The sequence below is a fragment of the Intrasporangium sp. Soil_C_50 genome (genome assembly GCF_057656595.1).
Genome location: NZ_JBDGKB010000011.1, coordinates 113,332 through 137,519, shown reverse-complemented (window position 1 = coordinate 137,519; position 24,188 = coordinate 113,332). Strand labels below are relative to the sequence as shown.

Genomic DNA, 24,188 nt, shown 5'->3' with positions numbered 1-24,188 from the left:
ACCCCAGCCGAAGCCCTGGCCAAGCTACTCTCGGCCCCGAACGAGCCAAGCGTTGCAACGACCCCTTGAACTCGCCGACGCACGAAGTGCTCTTTCGATCGGAGCGCGGGACGGAGCGCTCTTTCGATCGGTCAGGTGAGGAGGCCGTCGGCGACGAGGTCGCGGATGGCCGGGACGACCTCGGCGCGCACGGCGACGGGGTCGGCGTCGAGGAGCGAGGCGATCGCCTCCAGCGCGATGCGGGCCGTGAGCTCGCCGTCGGCGACGCCGACGTAGGCGGCCAGGAGCGTGCCCGCGCGCACGACGCGTCGCAGCCCTCCGCCCTGGCGCAGCAGGATGACGGCCGGGTCGGACGCGCCGGGGCGGCCGTGCCGCTCCTCGGTGACGTCGGGCGCGCACGACCACGCGACGTCGAGCACGTCGTCGTCGGAGTGCTCGGCGAGCCACGTACGCGCCTGCAGCCCGGCGTCGACGGTCGGACCCATCGGGGCCGCGACCGGACCCGTGGCCTCGTCGAGCGAGCGCCACGTCGGCCGGTCACTGGCGGGGCGCTGGAGGGTCACGACGCCGAAGCCGACGGCCTCGACGCGTCGGGCCGCGAAGTCGTGAAGCCACGCGGCGTACATGCGGGAGTGGGCCTCGCTGCCGGGCACCGCTCCCCCGTCGCGCGACCACAGCTCGGCGTACTCGGCCGGGTCCTGCGACTCGCGCTGCACGACCCAGGTGTCGAGAGCGACGCCGTCGCGGGCCTGCTCGTCGAGCCACTCGCCCCAGACCTCGCGCCACGTGCGCCCCTCGGGCACCTCCCAGTTGCCGAGGAACTGCGCGACGCCTCCGGGCTCGAGCACCCGTCCGACCTCGCGCACGAGCGTCCGGACGACGGCGTCGCCGGCGCGTCCGCCGTCGCGGTACTCGTAGAGCGGCACGTCGTCGGTGCGCGGTGTGATGACGAAGGGTGGGTTGCTGACGACGAGCGAGAACGTCTGTCCCGCAACGGGGTCGAGCAGGTCGCCGGCGACGGTGTCGAGGCGCGCCTCGGCCAGCGCGGCGTTGAACCGGGCATACGCCAGCGCTCGTTCGGAGATGTCGGTGGCCGTGATCGAGCCGGCGTGCGCCGTGAGGTGCAGCGACTGGACGCCGCAGCCGGTGCCGAGGTCGAGGGCGCGGTCGACGGGCCGGCGGACCGTCCACGACGCAAGGGTGGTCGAGGCACCGCCGATGCCGAGCACGTGGTCGGGGCGCAGCGGCCCGCCCGTAGCGAGCTCGGACAGGTCGGAGGCCACCCACCAGTCGTGGGCGTCGTCGCCGTACGGACGCAGGTCGCACGTGGCGTGCGCGACGCCGGCCGTCGCGTCGACCCGGACGAGCCCGAGCGCGACGGCGCCGTCGATGCCGAGGGTGGGCAGCGCGTCGGCCAGTCGGTCGGTGGCAACCGGACGACCGAGGGTGAAGAGTCGCACGAGCGTGCCGCACGCGTCGGGCGTGGCGCGTGGGGCTGAGTGCTCACTCGATGCGGGGGTGGAGGTGGCGAGGAGGGCGGGCAGGGGCTGCTCCCGGTGGAGGGCAGCCGAGGCGACCGGGCCCAACCGCTCGGCGACGCCGTCGACCGTGAAGGCCGCGGCGGCGAGGTCGGCGCGCAGCAGCGGGAGCAGGGACGCGTCGACGACAGGCACGTCAGAACGCACGACGACAGGCACGTCGCCGGGCTCCTCCGTGGGCATGCCGGAGGGGTCGTCGAAGGCCGCGTCGGCAGGCACGCCGGACGCGGAGGACTGCGGTGGGACGGTCAGGACGGCTCGCTCGGAGCCGGGCCGTCGTCCGCCGCGAGGGCGGCCTCGAGGTCGGGGTGGATGTCGAAGACCTTGTCGAGTCCGGTGATCGAGAACACCTTGAGGACGCGGTCGTCCTTGCCGACGAGCCGCAACGACCCGCCGCGGGTGCGCGCCAGCTTGAGCCGGCCCACGAGGACGCCGAGCCCCGTGGAGTCGAGGAACGTGACATCGGACAGGTCGACGACGAGCCGAGTCCGGCCGCCGTGGATCTGCTCGTCGAGCTTCTCGCGCACGAGCGGCGCGGTGTACACGTCGATCTCGCCGCCGAGGTGCACCACGGTCTGGTCACCGTGGTCGGCGCGGGTGATCGAGAGATCCACCGGTGCCCCTTCCCTTGCCCACACTTGGTCGAACAGGGTCAGCCACGTTGCCCCTGCGTGACCGACCGCGGAGTAACATGCCCCGCTCGTCGGTTACCGTACCCCCACCTCCTACCGTTGCTCTACATGAACCGGGACCTGTCGCCCATCTCGACCGCGCCGGCCACCGCCGGACAGCGGGCGGGCGGCGGTGCCCGGACGCCGGGGCAGGGGCAGGAGCGGCCGCAGGGGCGCGGGCAGGGGCCCGATCCCGAGACCCTGCTGGCCCGCCTCGTCGGGGACCAGCCGGAGCGGCTCGTGCACGTGCACGAGGTACCCGCTCGCACGGCGCGCACGGCCGACTGGCCGGAGTGGACCGACCCGACGCTCCTCGGCGCGCTGACGGGCGCGGGTGTGGCGGCGCCGTGGTCGCACCAGGTCGCGGTGGCCGAGCACGCCCACGCCGGGCGGCACGTCGTCGTCAGCACCGGCACCGCGTCGGGCAAGAGCCTGGGCTACCTGCTCCCGATCCTGTCCGACCTCACGTCGGGCGCGTCGGCTCCGAACGGACGGGGCGCCACAGCGATCTACCTCTCGCCCACGAAGGCCCTGGCGGCCGACCAGCTGACGCGCGTGGCCGGGCTCGCGCTGCCGGGGGTGCGACCCGCCACGTACGACGGCGACACCCCGACCGACGAGCGGCGCTGGATCCGCGACCACGCCAACCTCGTGCTCACCAACCCCGACCTGCTGCACCACTCGCTGCTGCCGGGCCACGAGCGGTGGTCCTCGTTCCTCCGGGCGCTGCGGTACGTCGTCGTCGACGAGTGCCACGTGTACAAGGGCGTCTTCGGCGCGCACCTGGCGGCCGTGCTGCGCCGGCTGCGACGCGTCGCCGCGCGGTACCGCGCCGAGCCGACGTTCGTGCTCGCGTCGGCCACGGTCGCCGACCCGCAGGACCACGCGTCGCGCCTGCTCGGGCTGCCGGTCGAGGCCGTGACCGAGGACGGCTCGCCGCGGGCCGCGATGACGTTCGCCCTCTGGGAGCCGCCGGTGGTCACCTCCGCGGACGGCACGGCCCAGCGCGTCAGCACCATCACCGAGACCGGCGAGCTGCTCGCCGGATGCGTCGGGGCCGACGTGCAGACGGTCGCCTTCGCCCGGTCGCGCGCCGGCGTCGAGGTGGTCGCGCGCATCGCCAAGGAGCGGGTGTCGGTCACCGACGAGGACCGCGTCGCGGCCTATCGCGGCGGGTACCTGCCCGAGGAGCGGCGCGAGCTCGAGCGGGACCTGCGCAGCCGGCACCTGCTCGGCCTCGCCGCCACGAACGCCCTCGAGCTCGGCGTCGACGTGTCGGGCCTCGACGCCGTGCTGCTCGCCGGGTGGCCGGGCACGCTGTCGTCGCTGTGGCAGCAGGCCGGACGCGCCGGGCGCACCGGACGCCGCTCCCTCGCGGTGCTCGTGGCGGCCGACGACCCCCTCGACACCTACGTCGTGCACCACCCCGAGTCGATCTTCGGCCGCGGCGTCGAGGCCACCGTCGTCGACCCCGACAACCCGCACGTGCTCGGGCCGCACCTCGCCGCCGCGGCCGCCGAGCTGCCGGTCACCGAGGCCGACGTCGAGGTGTTCGGGCCGATGACGCGCCCGCTCCTCGACGCGCTCGTCGAGCGCGGCATCCTGCGCAAGCGGCCGCGCGGCTGGTTCTGGGCGCGCGAGGACCGGCCCGCCGACCACCTGTCGCTGCGCGGCGCGAGCGAGCCGGTGCGGATCATCGAGGCCCGCACCGGGCGCGTCGTCGGAACTGTCGACGAGGCGTCGGCGCACGCCCAGGTGCACGCGGGCGCCGTCCACGTGCACCAGGGCCAGACGTGGGTCATCACCGAGCTCGACCTCGAGGACCGGGCGGCGTTCGCGGTGCGCGGCGACCCGGGGTGGACGACGCACGCCCGATCGGTGAGCGAGTTCGACATCGTCCACGCCACCGAGCACGAGGACTGGGGCCCGCTGCGGTGCTCGTTCGGGCACGTGACGGTGCGAGGCCAGGTGGTCTCGTTCCTGCGGCGGCTGCCGGGCGGGGAGGTCATCGGCGAGCACCCGCTCGACCTGCCGCCGCGCAGCCTCGCGACCAAGGCGATCTGGTGGACGATGCCGGCCGAGGAGCTCGCCGCCGCGGGCGTCGACGAGGCGACGATCCCGGGCGCCGCGCACGCCGCCGAGCACGCGGCCATCGGCATGCTGCCCCTCTTCGCGACGGCCGACCGCTGGGACATCGGCGGGGTCTCCACGGCCCTGCACCCCGACACCGGCCTGCCGACGATCCTCGTCTACGACGGCCACCCCGGCGGCGCCGGCTTCGCCGAGCGGGGGTACCGACGCGTCCGCGAGTGGCTGCGCGCGACGCGTGACGCCGTCGCCGCGTGCGAGTGCCCGTCGGGCTGCCCGTCGTGCATCCAGTCGCCGAAGTGCGGCAACGGCAACGAGCCGCTCGACAAGGCCGGCGCCATCGCCCTACTCGACCTGACCCTGCGCCACGCGGGGCCTACAGGTGGCACGGAGCCGACGCCGTGACGCGCCGCCAGGCTCGTCGACGTCCATCGCCGCGCCGCGGGCGGCCGGAAACGCCTGCGCCGCAGTCCTTTCCGGACCTCGCCGGGCGCCCGACGACGCCGGACCGCGACGACGCTGCCCAGGCGTCGGCGACCGTCGCGGGCACGCTGCGCCGGGAGGCGACGAACGACGCGGCCTCGCCCGGCCCGGTAGCGGCGTCGGTCGTACTGGTCACCGAGGACGGACGCACCTACCCCCTCGAGCTGCCACCCGGCTGGAGCGTCGACGCCGAGGCAGGGGCACGCGTCGTCGTCTCCGGCGAGCTGACGAGCGGGGGCACCCTGCGCGTCCGGCGCATCGCGACGTCCTGACGGCGGGCCGGGCGGGCCGCCCCAGCGAGCGGGTTCCACACCCTGAGACATAAGTAGACGTTATTTGACCTGTAACGGTTTGCTATCCAAACTCCCACTCAGCGGATGGGAATCAGGTCCGGCCGACCTCCGACCGACTGCCACCCCCCGCCCCGTCAGATTCGCCCTCAGTTCCAAGGAGCAACCGTGCGACGCCCTCAGATCCTCCTCGCCGTCATCGCCGCCAGCGCGACGATCGGCCTGACGGCCTGTGCCGGCGGCGGGTCCAGCGACGTCGTCGCGCAGCCCGGTTCCACGGCCGCCGCGGCCGGAGCCACGAGCACGATCAACCTCTACGCCTACGCCGTGCCGAAAGTCGGCTTCGACGCCGTCATCCCGGCCTTCCAGAAGACGGCCGCAGGCAAGGGCGTGCAGTTCCAGCAGAGCTACGGCGCCTCGGGCGACCAGAGCCGCAAGGTCGCGGCCGGTGCGCCCGCCGACTTCGTCAACTTCTCGGTGGAGCCCGACATCACGCGCCTCGTCGACGCGGGCCTCGTCGACCCGTCGTGGAATGCCAACGAGCACAAGGGGATTCCGTTCGGCTCGGTCGTGACCATCGTCGTGCGCAAGGGCAACCCGAAGCACATCAAGGACTGGGACGACCTGCTCAAGCCGGGCGTCGAGGTCGTCACGCCGAACCCGTTCTCGTCGGGCTCGGCCAAGTGGAACCTCCTCGCGCCGTACGCCGCGAAGAGCGCCGGGGGAACGAATAAGGCGGCCGGCCTGGCCTACATCCGCAGGCTGGTCACCGACCACGTCAAGATCCAGCCGAAGTCGGGCCGCGAGGCCACCGAGGCGTTCCTGCAGGGCAGCGGCGACGCGCTGCTCAGCTACGAGAACGAGGCCCTCTTCGTCGAGAAGGACGGCGAGGCCGTCGAGCACGTGACGCCGCCCCAGACGTTCAAGATCGAGAACCCGGCCGCGGTGCTCGAGAACAGCCCGAACAAGGCGGCCGCCCAAGCGTTCGACGACTACCTCTACACGCCCGAGGCGCAGAAGCTGCTCGCCGAGGCCGGCTTCCGGCCCGTCGACGCGACCGTCGCCAAGGACAACGCCTCGAAGTTCCCGCAGCCCTCGAAGCTGTGGACCATCGCCGACCTCGGTGGCTGGAAGAGCGTCGACGGCACGCTCTTCAAGAAGGACGTCGGTGAGATCGCCACGATCTACGACGAGGCCACGAAGTGACGACCGAAGCCGTCACCCGGTCACGCGCGACCGATGAGGCGGGGGCCGCTGCGACGGCTCCCGCCCTCGCCGCGTCCTCGGTGTCCGTCGCGTCCGGGGCCTCGCCCCCCGGCGCTCGCCGGCTGGACGAGCTGCGCCGACGCCTCGGACGCCCCCTCGGCTTCGGCGTCGTGACCCTGTGGCTCAGCCTCATCGTCCTGCTGCCGCTCGCCGCGCTCACCGTCGCCGCGTTCGGCGAGGGCTGGGCCGGGTTCTGGGAGGCGATCACGGCGCCGGCGGCCGTCGCCGCTCTCTGGGTGACGGTGCTCGTCTCGGCCGGGGTCGCCCTCGTCAACGCGGTCTTCGGCACCCTCGTGGCATGGGTCCTCGTCCGCGACGACTTCCCCGGCAAGCGAATCGTCAACACCCTCATCGACCTGCCGTTCGCCCTGCCGACGATCGTCGCGAGCATCGTGCTGCTGTCGCTCTACGGCCCGAACAGCCCGGTCGGCATCCACCTCAACGCCACCCGATGGGGGCTCGCGGTGGCCCTGCTCTTCGTGACACTGCCCTTCGTCGTGCGCTCGGTGCAGCCGGTGCTCATCGAGTCCGATCGCGAGGTCGAGGAGGCGGCCGCCTCGCTCGGTGCCTCCAGCTGGACGACGTTCCGACGCGTCGTCCTGCCGACCCTCGGGCCGGCCATCCTCAGCGGCGCCGGCCTCGCCTTCGCCCGCTCGATCGGCGAGTACGGCTCGGTCGTGCTCATCGGCGGCAACATCCCGCGCGAGACCCAGGTGGCCTCGCAGTACATCCAGCAGCAGATCGAGATCGACCGGCCGCTCAACGCCGCCGCGATCTCGGTGGCGCTGCTCGCCATCGCGTTCGTGTCGCTGCTGGTGCTGCGGGTCCTGGGAGCTCGGGCCCAGCGACGTGAGGAGCGTGCCGCATGAGGATCTCGACGCCGTCCCGCATCACGCTGCGCGTCGTCGCGCTCGGCTACCTCTTCGCGCTCGTCGCCGTGCCGGTCGGCGTCATCCTCTGGCGCACCTTCTCCCCCGGCATCGGGACGTTCTGGGCGTCGGTGACCACCCCGGCCGCCATCGCCGCCTTCAACCTGTCGGTGCTCATCGTGGCGATCGTCGTGCCGCTCAACGTCGTCTTCGGCGTCACGACCGCGCTGGCCCTGGTGCGCGGACGCTTCCGCGGCCGCGGGGTGCTCCAGGCGGTCGTCGACCTGCCCTTCGCGGTGTCGCCCATCGTCGTCGGCGTCGCGCTCATCATGCTGTGGGGCGTCGACGGCTGGTTCGGCGCGCTCGACCGTGGCGGCTTCCGCGTCATCTTCGGCCTGCCCGGCATGGTGCTCGCGACGATCTTCGTGACGCTGCCGTTCGTCGTGCGCGAGGTCGAGCCGGTGCTGCACGAGATCGGCACCGAGCAGGAGCAGGCCGCCGCGACCCTCGGCGCGAACGGCTGGCAGACCTTCTGGCGCATCACGGTGCCGGCCATCCGGTGGGGGCTCACCTACGGCATCGTCCTCACCGTCGCCCGAGCCCTCGGCGAGTTCGGCGCCGTGATCATGGTGTCGTCGGGGTTCCCGGGGGTGTCCCAGACGCTGACGCTGCTCGTGCACTCGCGCTACATCGACGACCACAACACCTACGGCGCCTACGCCGCCGCGACCGTCCTCATGGGCATGGCGCTCGTCGTGCTGCTGCTCATGACCCTGCTCGACCGCAAGAGGAGCACCCGATGATCACCGTGACCGACGCCCGCAAGAGCTACGGGTCCTTCCTCGCGCTCGACGACGTCAGCATCGAGATCCCGAGCGGTTCGCTCACCGCGCTGCTCGGGCCGAGCGGGTCGGGAAAGTCGACGCTGCTGCGCTCGATCGCCGGGCTCGAGGCGCTTGACGAGGGCGCCGTGACGATCGCCGGGCGCGACGTGACCACCGAGCCGCCGCAGCGGCGGGGCATCGGGTTCGTCTTCCAGCACTATGCGGCCTTCAAGCACATGACGGTGCGCGACAACGTCGCCTTCGGCCTGTCGATCCGCAAGCGCCCCAAGGCCGACATCGACCGACGCGTCGGCGAGCTGCTCGAGATCGTCGGTCTCGAGGGCTTCCGTGACCGCTACCCCGCCCAGCTCTCGGGCGGCCAGCGGCAACGGATGGCCCTGGCGCGCGCGTTGGCCGTCGACCCCGAGGTGCTCCTGCTCGACGAACCGTTCGGTGCGCTCGACGCCAAGGTGCGCGCCGACCTGCGCACGTGGCTGCGGCGGCTGCACGACGAGGTGCACGTGACAACGGTGCTCGTGACACACGACCAGGAGGAGGCGCTCGACGTCGCCGACCGGATCGCGGTGCTCAACCACGGGCGCATCGAGCAGGTCGGCGACCCGGTGACGCTCTACGAACGCCCGGCCAACGACTTCGTCATGGGCTTCCTCGGTTCGGTGGCCCGACTCGGTGGGCAGCTCGTGCGGCCGCACGACATCGCGCTGGAGCGTGACCGGACGGTCGCCCTGGCCCTCGACGACAAGGTCAGCGGCTCGCTCGGCATCGTCGCGGCCGTCGTGGAGCGCGTCGTACCGCTCGGCTTCGAGGTGCGGGTGGATCTTCGCGCCGAGTCGGGTGAGCGGTTCGCCGCGCAGCTGACCCGACGCGACGCCGGTGAGCTCGCGCTCGAGCCGGGCGAGACCGTCTTCGCCCGGGCCGCGCAGCGCTCCAGCGTCATCGAGCTCGACCCCGCCCTCGCCATCTGAGGCCACGGACGTCCGAGCCCGGTGCGTGTGCCGGATCGCCTCCGACGCCGTCCGGTGCGGATCGGAGGGACGCCTGTAGGCCTGAGCGCAACGGTCCGCGGGCCGGGGACTGAGACGGGGCTGCGCGCTCGCAGGGGCGGCGGCATACGGTGGTCCGAGTCCCTCGCCGGCCTGCCGGGCGGCGGTGGATGACCGGCTTCGCCGGAGCAGCCGGGGCGGCGAGGGGACGACACCTCGCCGCCCCGTTCCGTTCCTCTGGCGCGCGTCCGGAACACATGTCCACGCGGTGCCTCTACGACAGCATGGCCGGTGCGGCCCCGCATCCGTCGGCGGCGCCGACCCCTGCGGCAGACTGAGCCGGTGGACATCTCTGCCCGGGTCGACTACGCCGTCAGGGCGATGCTCATCCTCAGCGACGCGGAGGCCGAGGGCTCCGGTCCGGTCAGCATCGACAGCCTGGCCACCCGCCAGGACCTGCCCCGCAAGTTCCTCGAGGCGATCTTCGCCGACCTGCGCCGAGCCGGTCTCGTTCTGAGCCGCCGCGGCGCGCGAGGCGGCTACGTGCTCGGCCGCCCGGGCGAGGAGATCAGCGTGGGCGACGTCTTCCGGGCCGTCGATGGTCCGCTCGCCGAGGTGCGCGGACTTCGACCGCACGAGACCGAGTACCAGGGCGTGGCGGCCCACCTGCCGAGCCTGTGGGTCGCCGTCCGGGCCAGCCTTCGCGAAGTGCTCGACGGCACGTCGCTCGCGGCCTTGCGCACGGGTGACCTGTCCGACCGTGTCCAGCAGCTCCTCACCGCCCCCGACGCCTGGCAGAACCGCTGACGCCATTCGCCGCTCAGCCAGGCCGGGCAGGCCCGGCTCGGGAGCGCGCCTGAGCGGGGTCCGGCCACATCGGCACCTCGACGCGGACGCCGACCGTGACGTCCGCGCCCTGAAGTGAACAGGCCTCGAGCGTCGCCCCGTTGGCGTGGGCGACCAAAGTCGCGGCGGCACACGCCTGGCCGTCAGCGGCACGCTGACGCGTCGCGCCGGCGATGGCCGCGAGGTCGGCTGCGAGCCGGGCGCGCTGGCCGGCCACCGCCACCGACCCGAGGACCAGTGCCGCGACCCCAATGGCGAGCAGCACCCCGGCTGCCGCAAGCACGAGAACACTCGCAGAGCCGCCGTCGGCCGCACCCCCGACCACCGTCGCGAGCCGGCGCCGACGCAACCGGGCGGTTCTGCCAACGGCGGGCGCGACTCGGGGCCGATGCGGGCGAATCGCCGCTCCGGAGGGCTGCGCGAGGCCCGGTCGACGCGTGGTGGCGGCACGGGTCAGTTCGCTGAGGGGGCTCATGGCGATGTCTCGGTCGGGGTGACGGCGACAGCGCGAAGGGTCCAGCTCGGCAGGCCCGCCCAGCCACCGGCATCTGCGCTCACTGTGACAGCGGCCCCGAGCGGCGCGGCGTGCACCTCGACCCGAGCCCCGGCTGGAGCGGCCGAACGGCCGAGGCTGGTCACCCGCTCGACCGGGTCGCCGCGGGCCGCTGCGCGCGCGGCGATCCGAGCGGCGTCGACGCAACGCATCTGGTCGACGGCCACCCGCACGGCGGCGAGGCACAGGGCGAGGACGAGGACCACCGCGGGGACGGCGACGGCCAGCTCGGCCGTCACCATCCCGCGCTCGCGATGACGGGGAGCGGTCACCCGGCGATCCCCAGCGCACTCTGGACGATCCCGGCGAGTGCCGAGCGGACGGCGTCGGACTTGACGACACCGAGCAGCACGAGCGCGAAGGTGCAGGCCGCCATGATGCCGACGGCGTACTCGGCGGTCGTCATGCCTCGGTCGGGGCCGCCCGAGCGCTCGCGGTGGACTGCGCTGCGGAGGGTGCGGATCAGTCTGTGGGACATGAGTTTTCCTTTCTCTGGTCCGAGCGTGGCTCGGCGGCTTGATGGTCAGTTCGGTGTGCGCGGCCGTTCGTGCGCCCAGGTGTGGTCGGTCACGACGCCACGAGCTCTCGGGCAAGAGCGATGACGAGCGGCACGACGGTGGTGAGGCAGAAGGCCGGGAGCAGTACGAGGCCGAGCGGCGCGACGAGCCGGACGCCGACGCGAGCGGCAGCGACCTCGACGCGTTCCAGCTCGGCCTCGCGCAGGTCGTCGGCCGCCGCGAGGAGCAGGGGCGCCGGTGGTACACCAGCCAGGTGCGCGACCTCGACGGCTCGGGCCGCCGGCGCCCAGGCCACGCCGACCGAACCCCAGGCCTCGGCGTCGGAGGCACCCCAGCGCAGGGCCGCGGCCACCTGTCTCAGATCGGCGGCCGGGCCAGTGGGCAGCCCGTCCGCGACCGCGTCGAGGACGTCCCACGTGGGCAGACCGGACCGGTAGCCGAGGGCGAGGAGGGCCAGTGCTGCCGCCACCTCGGTCGACGCCGGCGCTCCACGACGTTCACCGGGGTCCGCGGGCTCGGCACCGACCGGGGTCGACACGGCCTCACCTTCCGGACGTGCAGAGTCGTGTCGGTCGAGAGCCTCGCCACGGGGAGGCAGGACGAGCACGGCGATCAGGACCAGGACGCCCGCGACGACGGCACCGACACCGGGGCCCACACCGGATTCCTGAACGGCTCCGACGCCAGCTCCGACGCCGGCTCCGACGCCGACGAATCCGACATCGACTCCCGCGGCGGCCTCCAGACCGGACACAGCCAGGATCGGGACCACATCGATGGTCATGACGTCAGCACCGCCCGGACCATCCGGGAGCACCACCAGCGGCCGAGGACTGCGAGGCCGGCCCCGACGACGACGGCTGCCGTGGACAGGGGCGAGCCGAGGTAGAGAGTCCGCGGATCGACGCCGCACGCGAGCCCGAGGAGAGGACCGGCCATGGGCAGCGCCGTGAGGACGGTGACGGTCGCCCGAGGGCCCGCAACGGCCGCCGCGACCCGACCGCGGCGCCGGCGCACGTCGCGCAGCCCGCGGGCGGCACGCTCGACGGCGGCGGCCAGTGGTGCTCCGGTGCGTTCGGACAGGCGCCAGGCCGCGGCGACGAAGGCCAGCTCGCTCGAGCCGCTCCGCGCCGCCCAGTCGTCCCACACCGCCGAGGCAGGTCGGACCAGCCGACCGGCGCGCACGAGGTCGCCAGCTAGCCCGGCGACGGCGGGCGCGGACACCAGGCGCGATGGCTGCTCGGCGCGCGCCCGGACACCGGTCGCGAGCGCCACCCGGTCGGCTCCGACCACGGACGTCGCCGCCAGCTCGATGGCCCGGCCTGGTGGCAGCCCGGCCTCGAGCCCCGCGCCGATACCGGCGAGGAGGTCGAGCGCACCGGCGAGCAGGTCGTCGGGCCGCCGCCGCATCCGCCACTCCCGGGCGAGCTCGACAGGGTCGGCCCGCCAGAGCCGCGCCACGATCGCCCGGACGTCACCGGGCTCCGTCGGTGCCGCTGGTGCAGGGCCGCCCGGTCCGGAGGCGAGGACGTCCCTCGAGAGGGCCGCACGCGCCCACCGGCGTCGAGGCCACGCGAGGACGGCCAACGCGACGAGCACGCCCGCAGTCATGCCCACGAGGCCGACAGGGCCGGGGCCGACAAGGCCGGGGCCGACAAGGCCGGGGCCGACAAGACCGAGGCCGACAAGACCGAGGCCGACAAGACCGGGGCCGACAAGGCCGGGGCCGACAAGGCCGAGACCGACCATTCCGAGAGAAGAAGGCCCGAGGTCGGCAGACGCCCAGAGGGACTGGCTGCCAAGGAAACTCACGTGCCACCTGCAGTGCCGTCGGCGCAGCCGCCTGGACCTGCACCGCGACTGATCGGCTCCGCGATGGGTAGCCCCAGGCGAGCGGCCAGGCGCGGCCACCCGCTACCTGCCTGCGGCTCGCTGCCCGGTCCGGCCCACGCGAGCGCCGGCTCGACCAGGGGACCGCGCGCCCCGCGTCGGAGCAGGGACACCGCGCGAACGTGGCGCACGCCCTGCGAGCGGGCCACGTGGACCACGACGTCGAGCGCGGCGGACACCTGCGACCGGACGGCCGAGGGTGACAGCCCGGCGAGCGCCCCCAGGGCCTCGAAGCGGGCCAGGACGTCGGCGGGCTCGTTGGCGTGGACCGTGCCGCAGCCGCCCTCGTGCCCGGTGTTGAGGGCGGTCAGGAGCTCGCGTACCTCACCGCCGCGAACCTCCCCGACGACGATGCGGTCGGGTCGCATCCGCAGCGCCTGGCGCACGAGCGTCGACAGGGTCACCTCGCCGACGCCCTCGACGTTTGCGGGCCGCGCCTCGAGCCGCACGACATGGGGATGTTCGACGCGCAGCTCACGGACGTCCTCGACCAGGAGCAGCCGCTCGAGCGGGTCGCAGGCCGACAGGAGGGCCGCGAGCAACGTCGTCTTGCCGGCACCGGTGCCGCCCGAGACGACGAACGCGAGCCGGCGGCGCACGAGCGCCTCGAGCACCGCTTCCCAGCCCGGCGGCACCATGCCGCGAGCCGCAAGGGATGACAGCGGCAGGGACCGCGACGGCGGCACGCGGATCGTCACGTGGGCTCCGCCCTCGACGAGCGGCGGGAGCATCGCGTGCAGGCGCGCCCCGGAGGGCAGCTGCCCGTCGACCCACGGGCTGGCCTCGTCCAGCCGCCGACCGGCAAGCCCGGCGAGCCGCACCGCGAGGGTTCGCGCGTCGGCGGGGTCGAGGCGGTCGGGCGTCCGCTCCATGCCGACGCCGCGGTCGACCCAGACCCATCCGTCACCGTTGAGGGCGACGTCGGTGACGCCCGGCTCGGCCAGCCAGGCGTCGAGTAGCCCGGCACCCAGCACCCGCGCCCCGAGCGCGGAGCGCGTCGCGGCGACCCGCGTCGCCCCGAGTGCTCCCTGCTCCTGCGCCGCCACCGCGGCCACGGCGTCGGGATCGGGGGCGACACCGTCGCGGACCCGTTCCCAGACCGCGCCGCTGAGGGTCACGCCGCCTCCGAGGCCGACACGAGCCGAAGGAGCAGCTCGTCGGCGGCCCGCACCAGCGGGCCTCGACCACGCACGCCGGGTGGGAGGCCGTCGGCGATCTCGGTGACGACCCGGCGGTCGTCACCCACCGCGGCCACGACCGGCACGTCGAGCTCGTCGGTGACGAGGTCCTCGAGCTCGGGCTCCACGCGGGCACCTCGGAGCACGACCCAGGGCTCGATGGGCGGTACCGGCGGACCGGACCAGTCGTCGGCCTCCCGGCGCGCGGCGTCGACGACGCGGCGCACGCCCGGCACGACGAGCGTCGCGGCGGCGAGCTGCACGACCTCCGTGCCGACCACGACGACCACCGCGTCGACGAGCGGGGCCACGGTCTCGACGACACCTGCCGAGCGGGGCAGGTCGAGAACGGTGACCGCGTGCGCGTCGGCCAGCCCGGTGACGATGTCCGGGACCGTGTCGAGGAAGTCGAGCGGGTCCTGACCCGCAGTCCACGCCGGCACGCCCGAGAGCACGGCGACGCCCGCGGTGGTCGGCAGCCGGTCGGCGAGGGCTGGGCCGTCGACGACCCCACGGACGTCGGCCAGGTCGGGCCAGCGCCACCCGGGCTCTTGCTCGACCCCCAGCACGACGTCGAGGCGCCCGGCTCCTCGGTCGAGGTCGACGGCGACGGCAGAGCGCCCTGCTGCTGCTGCACGGACGGCGAGGGCCGCGGCGAGGCACGAGGCCCCGACGCCGCCCGAGGCGGACAGGACGGCGATGACGTTTCCCATGACGACACCGTCGTCGTCCGTCGCCGGTTGGCCCAGCCCCGGTGCTCGGGCTGTGGACGGTCACGCCTGCGCGCGACAGGGTGTGGACAACCGTCGGCCAGCAGCATCGCGACCGCCCGCGGAACCGTGGAGCCGCCACGGACGCGCCCGGGCGATCAGCCCCGGTTCGTGCCCGAACCAGTGCCCGGACCAAGGCCCGAACCAGCCCTCGAAACCAGCGCTCGACACCAGGTCCGGAAAAGACAGGTGGCCTCCGTCCGGGGGAAGACGGAGGCCACCTTCACGAGACTGGCACCGGGGGGGAGGAGCCAGATCGCGCAGCGCTCGACCCCGAAGGGGAGCGCCGTCACAATCGTGGACCCCATTGCACCCGATTGCAAACCGACTTGTCACGACACGCAGCGAATTTTCACGAATCCGGCCAAGGGTGCAGCCATCCCGAATGGTGGCACGCCGCCGTCACTCGGGCCAAAACGGTCAGCAGGCCCGCCCGACCGGGCCGGACGCGACCACACCCACCGATCGGACGGCATGTCTCCACACGAGTGGAGGCCCCCGACCGTGACGGTCGAGGGCCTCCGGAGACGTATCGGGCTACCAGGCGTGCAATTTCCGTAGTGTCGCCCCGGTGGTGATCCCGGGGGTGGACGGTTCCAAAAGGAACTGCTCTCGCGTGGGTACTCGATACTTCTCGGAAAAGGGTTCTACGCGGATCCGGATCTACGCCTCCCGGCGATGTGGTTCCTGCGTCCGTTCTACCCCACTGTGTCGGCGTGGCGACAGACCCGACGCGTCGCGGGAGCCCGGAACTGTCCACCACCGTGGACACCACGCACGCCAGGGCGGCCCGGACGTCCGGGGAATGGGCCGCGCGCCTCAGAGTCCGGGACCGAGCCGCCCGACGCGGACGGCGTCGCTGATCCGCTCGCCGGCAGCGGCCGCCTCGGCGTAGGCGGCGCCGGCCTGGGCGAGCCACAGTCCGACGCCCCGCGCGCCACCGGTGGCGTAGGCGGCGAGGGATCCGAGGTAGGCGGGCCCGCCCTGGGCGAGGTGACCCGCCTCGGGCACCGCGACGCCGGTCGGGTCGAGGCCGAGCGCCTGGACGAGCGCCCGCTCCATGGCCCGCGCCACGAGCCCGTTGCCGTGGACGAAGGGCCGGATCGCCGCGACCTCAGCGTGCACGAGGGCCGCGGTGACGGCCGCGGGGATCCTCGTGGACGCTGCCGCTGCGACGACGAGCTCGCTCAGGGCGGTGAGCCGGGTGGCTACGGCCGAGGCCGACGGCGCCGCCCCGAGGTCGACCAGCTCGGTGCACGACTCGTCGCCGACGCGCGGGCGGCCGAGCGCTTCCGAGCCCACGACCGGCGAGGCGGCCGCGACGTGGAGGCGCGCCAGGGCCTGGAGCGGCGCCGTTCGCACGAGGCCGACGACGCGCTCGCTCTCGGCGGTCGCGGCGATGGCGCCCTGCAGCGTCGAGAGTCCGGGGTCGGGGTCCTCGGGCCACTCGCGCGTGCCGCTCATGAAGGCCCGCACCACCTCGACGGGGAAGTCCGCGCCGTCGAGCGCGGCGCTGGCCTGCGCGCCGCGGACCCGCGACTCGGCCGCGGCCTCCGGGATGCGCCGGCGCAGGGCCTCGTGGAACCGCAGCCTGGTGCTCGCCTCGCGGGCGGCCTCGGCGCGCTCGCGCACGTCGGGGAGGTCGACGAGTGCGGCGAGGTGGTCGAGCAGCGCGGTCTGGGCAGGGGTCGGGTCGGGCACCGGCCCAGCCTAGGAGGGACGCGTCGCCGACACAGGCGTCGCGTGAGCAGCCCCACGCCCGACGCGTCACGCCACCCGACGCGTCACGCCACCCGAAGCATCACGCAACCCGACGCGTCGCACCACCTGACGCGTCACACCACGCCTTGGCGACGTGTGCCGATCGGGGGACAAGACGCGTCCTGCCCGTCACAATCCGAGGGTGACCGCCGAGCCCGCCGCGACGAGCCCCGCGCACCGCGAGCGCGTGCTCGACGGCCTGCGGGGTCTCGCCGCGCTCGCAGTCGTCCACGTCCACTTCGTCTTCTACAGCGGCTGGTCCGAGCTGGACGGCGGCGGTCACGCAGGGGTCGTCGTCTTCTTCGTGCTGTCCGGCTACCTCGTGACGCGCCAGCTGTGGCGCCGCCCCACCGAGGCCCCGCTGCGGGCGACGTACGCGGCGTTCGTGCGCCGACGCGTCGTGCGGCTCTACCCGGCGCTGCTCGGCATGGTCGTGGTCAGCGGCGTGGTCTTCGCGGCGCTCGATGCTCCGCCGCTTGCCGACGTGGTCCGTTCTGCGCCCGTCGTGCTCGCGCAGGCGACCGCGCCGTTCGTCGCGGCGGGACCGATCGCGGTGGAGCCGTGGCAGCACACGTGGAGCCTGACGATCGAGTGGGTGTTCTACCTCGCCTGGCCGCTGCTGCTGCTCGCGGTCCGCCGCCGTCTCGACGTGGCCCGGTTGCGGAGCCTGGTGCTCCTCGCCGCCGCCGCGCTCTACGTGGCCTCGCTCGCCCTGTCACCCCGCGTCTTCTACTTCCTTGCGCCTGCGAACTGGTCGGCGATGCTGCTCGGCGCGGGCGTCGCCCTCCACCACGCGCGCCCCGGCCGTCGTGACGACGCCGGGCGCGAGCCGCTCGTCGTGACGCTCGGGGTCGTGCTGCTCGTCGTGGCAACGCTCCTGCCGAGCTCGCTCAACGGGCACCCTGCGTACCGGTACACCGTGTTCCCGGCGGCGGCGGTGATCGCGTTCGTCGTCATCGACCACCGCCGCGACCGCTCGGGTGTCGTGGTCCGCCTGCTCGGCTCGCGCGCCCTGTCCGGCATCGGTGTCGCGAGCTACAGCCTCTACCTCTGGCACCTGCCGGTCGTGTGGGCGGTGCGGGCGGCCTGGCCGGACGCGTCACCACTGCTCGTGTGCGCGGCCGCGCTCGTCATTCTTGTGCCGGTCGTGACCGCGAGCTTCGTTCTGCTGGAACGCCCGTGGCTCACGGCCGCCCGCACCGCCACTAACCCTTGGGCGACCCTGGGGAGACAGCGGGCGCAGGTGTGACTGACACCGACCTGGTTGGCGACGGCTTGCTCTTGACGGTGGCTCCCGGGGTCCGCCCGTACGGGACGCCCTGGTTCGCGCTGGTCGGGTAGGCGAGGGTGAGCGCGAGCGCGATGCCCGTCGCCGCCACCCAGAAGGCGTTGCGGATCATGGTGGTTGCCTCTCTGCTGCCGTGGCTGGTCAGAACGCGAAGCGCTCGACGTGGATGTGGGTGTTCGGGACGCCGGCCCGCCGAGCGGCGTCGACGGCAGACTGCGCCCACGCGTCGGGGCCGCAGATGTAGACGTCGCTGTCACAGATGTCCGGCACCAGTCGCCGGATCGCGACGTGGTCCTCCTCCGTCGCGGGTTCCGGCTGCCACGAGGAGCGCCCGCTCGGCCGGTGCCCGGGCAGGTAGACCACCCGCGCGCCCCGTTCCTGCGCCAGCTCGTCGAGCTCATGGCGGAACACGAAGTCGTCCTCGCTCGAGCCCCGGTAGAGGAGAACCGCCTCGCCCGGCGAGTAGTCGAGGTCCTCCATCAGGGCCCGCACGGGCGTGATGCCGATCCCGGAAGCGAGGGCCGTGACCGCACCCCCGTGCCTCGACGTCCGGGTGAACCGCCCGTACGGACCCTCGAAGAGGACTCGAGTCCCCGGACGCAGCCCCCGAAGCCGCTTGCTGTTGGTGCCGACCTCCTTGGCCGTGATGCGGAAGGTGCCGGCCTGCGGGGCAGCCGACAGTGCGTACGGGTTGCCGCGCGTCCAGCCGCGACCGTCAAGGAAGCGCCAGATGAAGAACTGTCCGGCCTGGGCGCCGAGCCGCTCGAGGCCTTCGCCGCGCAGATGCACCGAGACGTTGCCGGGGACGTCCTCGACCACGCGGTCGACGACGACGCGGTGGCGCGCCGACCGCAGCAGTGGCACGAGCAGCCTGAAGCCGAGAAGGCACCCGACCGCCAGGGCGTACAGGGTCACGAGGAGCACCTGTGCCCACTGCGGCCGGAGCTCGCTGCCCGTCCAGATCATGTGCGGCACCACGAGGCCGATGCCGAGGAGCGTGTAGAGGTGCAAGAGGTGCCACGTGTGGTAGCGCAGGCGCCGGCGGGCGGCCCGGCTGGAGGTGATACCCACCATGACGAGCAGGACGGTGCCGAGGGCAGCGAGCATCATGCCTCGCCAGTCGGCGACCATCCACCACAGCGACCCGAGCACGGTCCGGCCGTCACGGACCATGTAGCCGAGCATCAGCAGGACGATGTGGGCGAGCATGAGGTTCAGCGACGTGAAACCGGTCCATCGGTGGATCCGCACGAGTCGGTCACGGCCGAAGGAGCGCTCGACCCAGGGCAACCGCGCCATGAGGACGACCTGCACGATCATCAGGTCGGCCGAGACCAGCCCGGCGAGCTTGCCCGGGTAGCTCAGCGGCCCCTCGGGTTTGGCGAACATCTTCTCGACCGAGCCGTCGGCGACCCAGAGGTAGACGAAGAACAGCAGGCTTGCCCAGAAGGCGACGGTGCAGACGGCGCGGACCACCGCAGAGGTCGGATCCGGCCGGGTCGCGAAAGGACTTATCGTCATTGATAGTTCCACCTCACTGTGAGAGGCCCGGGACGCCCCATGGCCTGGGGACACGTTCTTGCAGGCATGTGCACGGCGTCGACGTTCTGTTCATAGAGTTCTGGCTGTTCGTGGAGCTCGGCTCCGCTTGCCACGCGCGCAGCGACCAGGCGTACCCTGACGACATGAGTTCGACGGTTGCACCGATCCGCGCGTGGTGGCTGCCCAGCTGAGGCGGCCTGTCGGACCAACCCATCCAGAGCCGCCCACGGGCGGCTCTTGCCATGTGCGCCAGGCGTGGCGGCGTGCGGCCCGTGGGCCTCGTCCACGAGGAGCACCCACATGTCCAGCATGTTCAGCACCACCGGCCTGCCGACCACGAGCAGTCCCACGACCAACCCCATGACGTACCCCACGACGGCGCCGTTCGAGGCCGACGAGAGCGTCACCTACGACGCCGCCCGCGAGCGCAGCCGCGTCCTCGACGCCCTCATCGACGAGCACGCGTCGAGCGACCCGACGCGGTTCCGCATGCTCTCGGGCGACAGGCCCACCGGCCCCCTTCACATCGGCCACTACCTCGCGAGCCTGCGCAACCGGGTTCGTCTGCAGGACAAGGGTGTCGAGACGTTCGTCCTCATCGCCGACTACCAGGTCATCACCGACCGCGACTCGGTGGGGGCAATCGGCGACAACGTCCACGGCCTCGTGCTCGACTACCTCGCTGCCGGGCTCGACCCGACCCGCACGACGATCTTCACCCACAGCGCCGTGCCCGCCCTCAACCAGCTGATGCTGCCGTTCCTGTCGCTCGTCACCGACGCGGAGCTGCGACGCAACCCGACCGTCAAGGACGAGCTGAGCCTGTCCGACGGCCGCCCGCTGTCGGGCCTGCTGCTCACCTACCCGGTGCACCAGGCGGCCGACATCCTCTTCTGCCACAGCCGGATCGTCCCGGTAGGCCGCGACCAGCTGCCCCACCTGGAGCAGACGCGCGTCATCGCCCGACGCTTCAACGCCCGGTACGCGGGCGGCCAGCCTGTGTTCGCCGAGCCGGAGGCTCTGCTGTCCGACGTGCCGCTGCTGCTCGGCACCGACGGCACGAAGATGAGCAAGAGCAAGGGCAACGTCATCAACCTCCGCGACTCGGCGGACGAGACGGCGGCGCGGATCCGCGCGGCACGCACCGACTCCGAACGGCGAATCACGTTCGACCCCAAGGACCGTCCCGCCGTCGCGAACCTGCTGACCATCGCCGGGCTGTTCCTCGAGGAGTCGCCCGAGTCCGTCGCGGAGCGCGTCGGCGACGGTGGCGCGCGGCGGCTCAAGGAGGTCGTCACCGATGCTGTCAACGGCTCGCTCGCGGCGCATCGGGCGCGACGCCACGAGCTCGAACGGGACCCCGGTTACGTCGCGTCGGTGCTGCGCGAGGGCAACGAGCGAGCCAACGCCGTCGCCGACCGCACTCTGGCCACGGTCCGCGCCGTCATGGGCATGACCTACTGACGCGCCGCCGGAACTGCGCCATGGCGGAGTTCGCGCGGTCGAACCGGCCCACACACCGTCGGACCTGCGCCATGACGGACCTGGCGCGCTCGGACCGGCCCGTGCGCCGCCGGAACTGCGCCATGGCTGGCTCGGCGCGGTCAGAACGGCTCAGACGACGCGCGAACTCCGCCCTGGCGCACTTCGCATCCGGCGACGAGGCCTGTCCGACCATGCAATGCCTTCGTCGTCGAGACGCAGACCCTCCTCGATGCGGGGCGCCGTGCCACCGCGCGACGCCGGAAGCCACCACCGGTCGGTGTCATCGCGCGGCTGGTCGGGGTAGGCGTCGACGGCCGCCGCGAGCATCAGAGCCAGCCGCTCGCGCAGCGCCTCGGTGACCACGTGCGGGTCGGCGTCGGGACCCGGGTGCAGCGGCTCCCCGACGCTGATGGTCACGGCGCATCGGCGGCGCAGGCTCCAACGTCCGCCGACGGTGAGCACACGCTGGCCGCCCCACACGACCAACGGAACGAGCGGGACACCGCACCAAGCAGCAACCGCCGCAGCGCCCGGGCGCATGGGCCGCAGCTCCCAGGAGTGGGAGATCGTCGCCTCCGGGAAGACGCCGACGACCTCGCCCGATGCCGCGAGGCGCACCGCGTGCCGGAGCGCCACCTCGCCGTGGGCGCGGTCGACAGGCACGTGGCGCATGGCCCGCATCGCCCGACCGACGACGGGCGGCGCGAACACGCCCTGCTTGGCGAGGAACCGTACGAGCCGGCCGCGCTCGGTGCCGACGAGCCCGACGAAGAGGAAGTCGAGGAAGCTGACGTGGTTGCTCGCGAGCACGGCGCCGCCGCACGCCGGCAGGTGTTCGGCGCCGCGCACCTCGATCCGCAGCCCGAGGGCGGCGAAGAACGCTCGGGCCGAGCGGACGACGACGCGGTAGGTCAGGTCACGGGCCACGCCACGTCTTCGACGCCACCCCCACCCCCGGATGCCCCGACACCACTCCCCCGATCGAGAGAGCACTCCGTCACGCGACGGAGTGCTCTCTCGATCGGGATGACGCGGTGCTCTCTCGATCGGGATGATGCGGTGTCCCTCGATCGGGCTCTCCGGTGGGTCACCTCGCGGATCGGTTGGCAGGGCCACCGAACGGTCCCGACCACCTCGACGATCGCTACCGCTCGTCCGGCGGCCGGGACCGTTCGGCGGGCTACTCACCGGTAGCGATGAGACCCCTGTCACGCGGGCCTTGCTGGGCGAACTAGCCTGCGTTTGAGTTGTGCCGATCGTCGATGCCCGCGCGCCCCACGCCCGCCGGGTCGACGCCACCGCACCACCGTCGATGCGAAAGGGTGACACCGTGAGCGACAAGCCGCTCGAGAACCTCGTCCACGAGGGACTGACCTTCCCGCCCCCGGCCGACTTCGCCGCGCAGGCCAACGGCACCGCGGACCTCTACGAGCAGGCGAGCGCCGACCACGAGGGGTTCTGGGCCGAGCAGGCCCGTACGTACCTGACGTGGAGCACGCCCTTCACGCAGTCGCTCGACTGGAGCAACCCGCCCTTCGCGAAGTGGTTCGCCGACGGCGAGCTCAACGCTTGTGTGAACGCCGTCGACCGGCACGTCGAGGCCGGCCGCGGCGACAAGGTCGCGATCCACTTCGTCGGCGAGCCCGAGGGCGACACCCGCGACATCACCTACGCCGACCTGCACGAGCAGGTGCAGCGCGCCGCGAACGCCCTCGCCGACCTCGGCGTCGGCAAGGGCGACACCGTCGCGATCTACCTGCCGATGATCCCCGAGGCCGCCGTCGCGATGCTCGCGTGCGCCCGCCTCGGCGCCCCGCACTCGGTCGTCTTCGGCGGCTTCTCGGCCGAGGCGCTGCACTCGCGCATCGACGACGCCAAGGCCAAGGTCGTCATCACCGCAGACGGTGGCTACCGACGCGGCGCCCCCTCGGCGCTCAAGCCGGCCGTCGACGCCGCCCTCGACCACGGCGACACCTCGGTCGAGCACGTGCTCGTCGTCAAGCGCACCGGGCAGGACACCGCGTGGAACGACCGCGACCTGTGGTGGCACGAGGCGCTCGAGAAGGCCGCGGCAACGCATGAGGCCCAGTCGTTCGAGGCCGAGCACCCGCTCTTCATCCTCTACACGTCGGGCACGACAGGTAAGCCGAAGGGCATCTTCCACACGACCGGCGGCTACCTGACCCAGGCGGCCTACACCAACGCCGTCGTCCACGACGTGCACCGCGACACCGACGTGTACTGGTGCACCGCCGACATCGGCTGGGTCACCGGGCACTCCTACATCGTCTACGGGCCGCTCACCAACGGCGTCACGCAGGTCATGTACGAGGGGACGCCCGACACCCCGCACCAGGGCCGCTGGTGGGAGATCGTCCAGGACTACAAGGTCACGGTGCTCTACACGGCCCCGACGGCGGTGCGCACCTTCATGAAGTGGGGCACCGACATCCCGGCGAAGTTCGACATGAGCTCGCTGCGGCTGCTCGGTTCGGTCGGCGAGCCGATCAACCCCGAGGCGTGGCTCTGGTACCACAAGCACATCGGCGGCGGCCGCGCCCCGATCGTCGACACGTGGTGGCAGACCGAGACCGGCGCGATCATGATCAGCCCCCTGCCGGGCGTCACGACGCTCGAGCCGGGCTCCGCGCAGAAGCCGATCCCGGGCATCAGCGCCGAGATCCTCGACGACGAGGGCCAGCCGTTCACGACGCCCGAGCAGGTCGGCTACCTCGTGCTGACCAAGCCATGGCCCTCGATGCTGCGCGGCATCTGGGGCGACCCGGAGCGCTACAAGGAGACGTACTGGTCGCGGTTCGGCGAGAAGTACTACTTCGCCGGCGACGGCGCGAAGTACGACGCCGACGGCAACATCTGGCTGCTCGGACGCGTCGACGACGTCATGAACGTCTCGGGCCACCGCCTGTCGACGGCCGAGATCGAGTCGGCGCTCGTGTCGCACCCGAAGGTCGCCGAGGCGGCGGTCGTCGGCGCGAACGACGAGACCACCGGCCAGGCCGTGTGCGCGTTCGTCATCCTGCGTCAGGAGGCCGTCGAGGAGGCCGACGAGCCGGGTGAGGGCAAGGACCTCGTGCAGGAGCTGCGCAACCACGTGGCCAAGGAGATCGGCCCGATCGCCAAGCCGCGCTCGATCATGATCGTCAGCGAGCTGCCGAAGACACGCTCCGGCAAGATCATGCGGCGCCTGCTGCGCGACGTCGCCGAAGGCCGCGAGGTCGGCGACGTCACCACGCTCGCCGACAGCTCGGTCATGGACCTCATCAAGACCGGCATGTCGGCGGACTCGTCCGACTGACGCTCCGA

General features: G+C 73.0%; 22 protein-coding genes. 10 read left to right on the top strand and 12 right to left on the bottom strand.

The window, feature by feature from the left end:
- Positions 1 to 131: 131 nt before the first annotated feature.
- Positions 132 to 1,721, bottom strand: a complete 1,590-nt coding sequence (locus AC3A5R_RS18425; RefSeq protein ID WP_487622221.1) for a DUF7059 domain-containing protein — start codon at positions 1,719 to 1,721, stop codon at positions 132 to 134.
- A gap of 65 nt (positions 1,722 to 1,786) precedes the next feature.
- Entirely contained in the window at positions 1,787 to 2,152 is a 366-nt protein-coding gene (locus AC3A5R_RS18420) for an STAS domain-containing protein (protein WP_487622215.1), read from the bottom strand.
- A gap of 126 nt (positions 2,153 to 2,278) precedes the next feature.
- Between AC3A5R_RS18420 and AC3A5R_RS18415 the strand changes: the two genes are divergently transcribed.
- From AC3A5R_RS18415 to AC3A5R_RS18385, 7 genes are all read left to right on the top strand, one after another.
- Positions 2,279 to 4,702: a DEAD/DEAH box helicase gene (locus AC3A5R_RS18415; RefSeq protein ID WP_487622214.1), complete on the top strand. Its 2,424-nt coding sequence runs from the start codon at positions 2,279 to 2,281 to the stop codon at positions 4,700 to 4,702.
- Entirely contained in the window at positions 4,699 to 5,052 is a 354-nt protein-coding gene (locus AC3A5R_RS18410; RefSeq protein WP_487622213.1) for a DUF5818 domain-containing protein, read from the top strand. The genes AC3A5R_RS18415 and AC3A5R_RS18410 overlap by 4 nt, the downstream gene beginning before the upstream one ends.
- Positions 5,053 to 5,238: 186 nt before the next feature.
- Positions 5,239 to 6,276 carry a sulfate ABC transporter substrate-binding protein gene (locus AC3A5R_RS18405; protein ID WP_487622212.1) on the top strand — a complete coding sequence of 346 codons (1,038 nt, stop codon included), beginning with the start codon at positions 5,239 to 5,241 and terminating at the stop codon, positions 6,274 to 6,276.
- The gene (gene cysT / locus AC3A5R_RS18400) at positions 6,273 to 7,205 is read left to right on the top strand and encodes a sulfate ABC transporter permease subunit CysT (protein ID WP_487622211.1); all 933 of its coding nucleotides are present in this window, start codon (positions 6,273 to 6,275) and stop codon (positions 7,203 to 7,205) included. The genes AC3A5R_RS18405 and cysT overlap by 4 nt, the downstream gene beginning before the upstream one ends.
- Complete coding sequence (gene cysW, locus AC3A5R_RS18395; protein WP_487622210.1) at positions 7,202 to 8,008, top strand: sulfate ABC transporter permease subunit CysW; 807 nt, start codon at positions 7,202 to 7,204, stop codon at positions 8,006 to 8,008. Before cysT ends, cysW begins: the two co-directional genes overlap by 4 nt.
- A complete protein-coding gene (locus tag AC3A5R_RS18390) occupies positions 8,005 to 9,015 on the top strand; it encodes a sulfate/molybdate ABC transporter ATP-binding protein (protein ID WP_487622209.1) in 1,011 nt (336 codons plus the stop codon). Before cysW ends, AC3A5R_RS18390 begins: the two co-directional genes overlap by 4 nt.
- 360 nt (positions 9,016 to 9,375) lie before the next feature.
- Positions 9,376 to 9,840 carry an RrF2 family transcriptional regulator gene (locus tag AC3A5R_RS18385; RefSeq protein ID WP_487622208.1) on the top strand — a complete coding sequence of 155 codons (465 nt, stop codon included), beginning with the start codon at positions 9,376 to 9,378 and terminating at the stop codon, positions 9,838 to 9,840.
- 13 nt (positions 9,841 to 9,853) lie between these two features.
- Here the strand turns inward: AC3A5R_RS18385 and AC3A5R_RS18380 are convergent, their stop codons facing one another.
- The 8 genes from AC3A5R_RS18380 to AC3A5R_RS18345 all read right to left on the bottom strand — a co-directional run bounded on the left by AC3A5R_RS18380 (position 9,854) and on the right by AC3A5R_RS18345 (position 16,489).
- A complete protein-coding gene (locus AC3A5R_RS18380) occupies positions 9,854 to 10,354 on the bottom strand; it encodes an Rv3654c family TadE-like protein (protein WP_487622207.1) in 501 nt (166 codons plus the stop codon).
- On the bottom strand, positions 10,351 to 10,704 hold the full coding sequence (locus AC3A5R_RS18375; RefSeq protein WP_487622206.1) for a TadE family type IV pilus minor pilin: 354 nt from the start codon (positions 10,702 to 10,704) through the stop codon (positions 10,351 to 10,353). Before AC3A5R_RS18375 ends, AC3A5R_RS18380 begins: the two co-directional genes overlap by 4 nt.
- Entirely contained in the window at positions 10,701 to 10,910 is a 210-nt protein-coding gene (locus AC3A5R_RS18370) for a DUF4244 domain-containing protein (RefSeq protein ID WP_487622205.1), read from the bottom strand. Before AC3A5R_RS18370 ends, AC3A5R_RS18375 begins: the two co-directional genes overlap by 4 nt.
- 89 nt (positions 10,911 to 10,999) lie before the next feature.
- Positions 11,000 to 11,488, bottom strand: a complete 489-nt coding sequence (locus tag AC3A5R_RS18365; RefSeq protein ID WP_487622204.1) for a type II secretion system F family protein — start codon at positions 11,486 to 11,488, stop codon at positions 11,000 to 11,002.
- Between the two features lie 242 nt (positions 11,489 to 11,730).
- A complete protein-coding gene (locus AC3A5R_RS18360; RefSeq protein ID WP_487622203.1) occupies positions 11,731 to 12,561 on the bottom strand; it encodes a type II secretion system F family protein in 831 nt (276 codons plus the stop codon).
- A gap of 197 nt (positions 12,562 to 12,758) precedes the next feature.
- Complete coding sequence (locus AC3A5R_RS18355; RefSeq protein ID WP_487622202.1) at positions 12,759 to 13,958, bottom strand: TadA family conjugal transfer-associated ATPase; 1,200 nt, start codon at positions 13,956 to 13,958, stop codon at positions 12,759 to 12,761.
- Entirely contained in the window at positions 13,955 to 14,731 is a 777-nt protein-coding gene (locus tag AC3A5R_RS18350) for a CpaE-like family protein (protein WP_487622201.1), read from the bottom strand. The genes AC3A5R_RS18355 and AC3A5R_RS18350 overlap by 4 nt, the downstream gene beginning before the upstream one ends.
- An 876-nt stretch (positions 14,732 to 15,607) precedes the next feature.
- On the bottom strand, positions 15,608 to 16,489 hold the full coding sequence (locus AC3A5R_RS18345; protein WP_487622200.1) for a Fic family protein: 882 nt from the start codon (positions 16,487 to 16,489) through the stop codon (positions 15,608 to 15,610).
- 202 nt (positions 16,490 to 16,691) lie between these two features.
- Between AC3A5R_RS18345 and AC3A5R_RS18340 the strand changes: the two genes are divergently transcribed.
- Positions 16,692 to 17,798, top strand: a complete 1,107-nt coding sequence (locus tag AC3A5R_RS18340; RefSeq protein WP_487622199.1) for an acyltransferase family protein — start codon at positions 16,692 to 16,694, stop codon at positions 17,796 to 17,798.
- A 180-nt stretch (positions 17,799 to 17,978) separates the two neighbouring features.
- Here the strand turns inward: AC3A5R_RS18340 and AC3A5R_RS18335 are convergent, their stop codons facing one another.
- Entirely contained in the window at positions 17,979 to 19,358 is a 1,380-nt protein-coding gene (locus AC3A5R_RS18335) for a ferredoxin reductase family protein (protein ID WP_487622198.1), read from the bottom strand.
- Positions 19,359 to 19,739: 381 nt separating this feature from the next.
- Here AC3A5R_RS18335 and trpS point away from each other — a divergent pair, with 381 nt between their 5' ends.
- Positions 19,740 to 20,843, top strand: a complete 1,104-nt coding sequence (gene trpS / locus AC3A5R_RS18330; protein ID WP_487622220.1) for a tryptophan--tRNA ligase — start codon at positions 19,740 to 19,742, stop codon at positions 20,841 to 20,843.
- Positions 20,844 to 20,993: 150 nt separating this feature from the next.
- On the opposite strand, the gene AC3A5R_RS18325 is transcribed toward trpS, so the two are convergent.
- Positions 20,994 to 21,791: a lysophospholipid acyltransferase family protein gene (locus AC3A5R_RS18325; protein ID WP_487622197.1), complete on the bottom strand. Its 798-nt coding sequence runs from the start codon at positions 21,789 to 21,791 to the stop codon at positions 20,994 to 20,996.
- Between the two features lie 385 nt (positions 21,792 to 22,176).
- Between AC3A5R_RS18325 and acs the strand changes: the two genes are divergently transcribed.
- Positions 22,177 to 24,180, top strand: a complete 2,004-nt coding sequence (gene acs, locus AC3A5R_RS18320) for an acetate--CoA ligase (protein WP_487622219.1) — start codon at positions 22,177 to 22,179, stop codon at positions 24,178 to 24,180.
- The last annotated feature ends 8 nt before the right edge of the window (positions 24,181 to 24,188 follow it).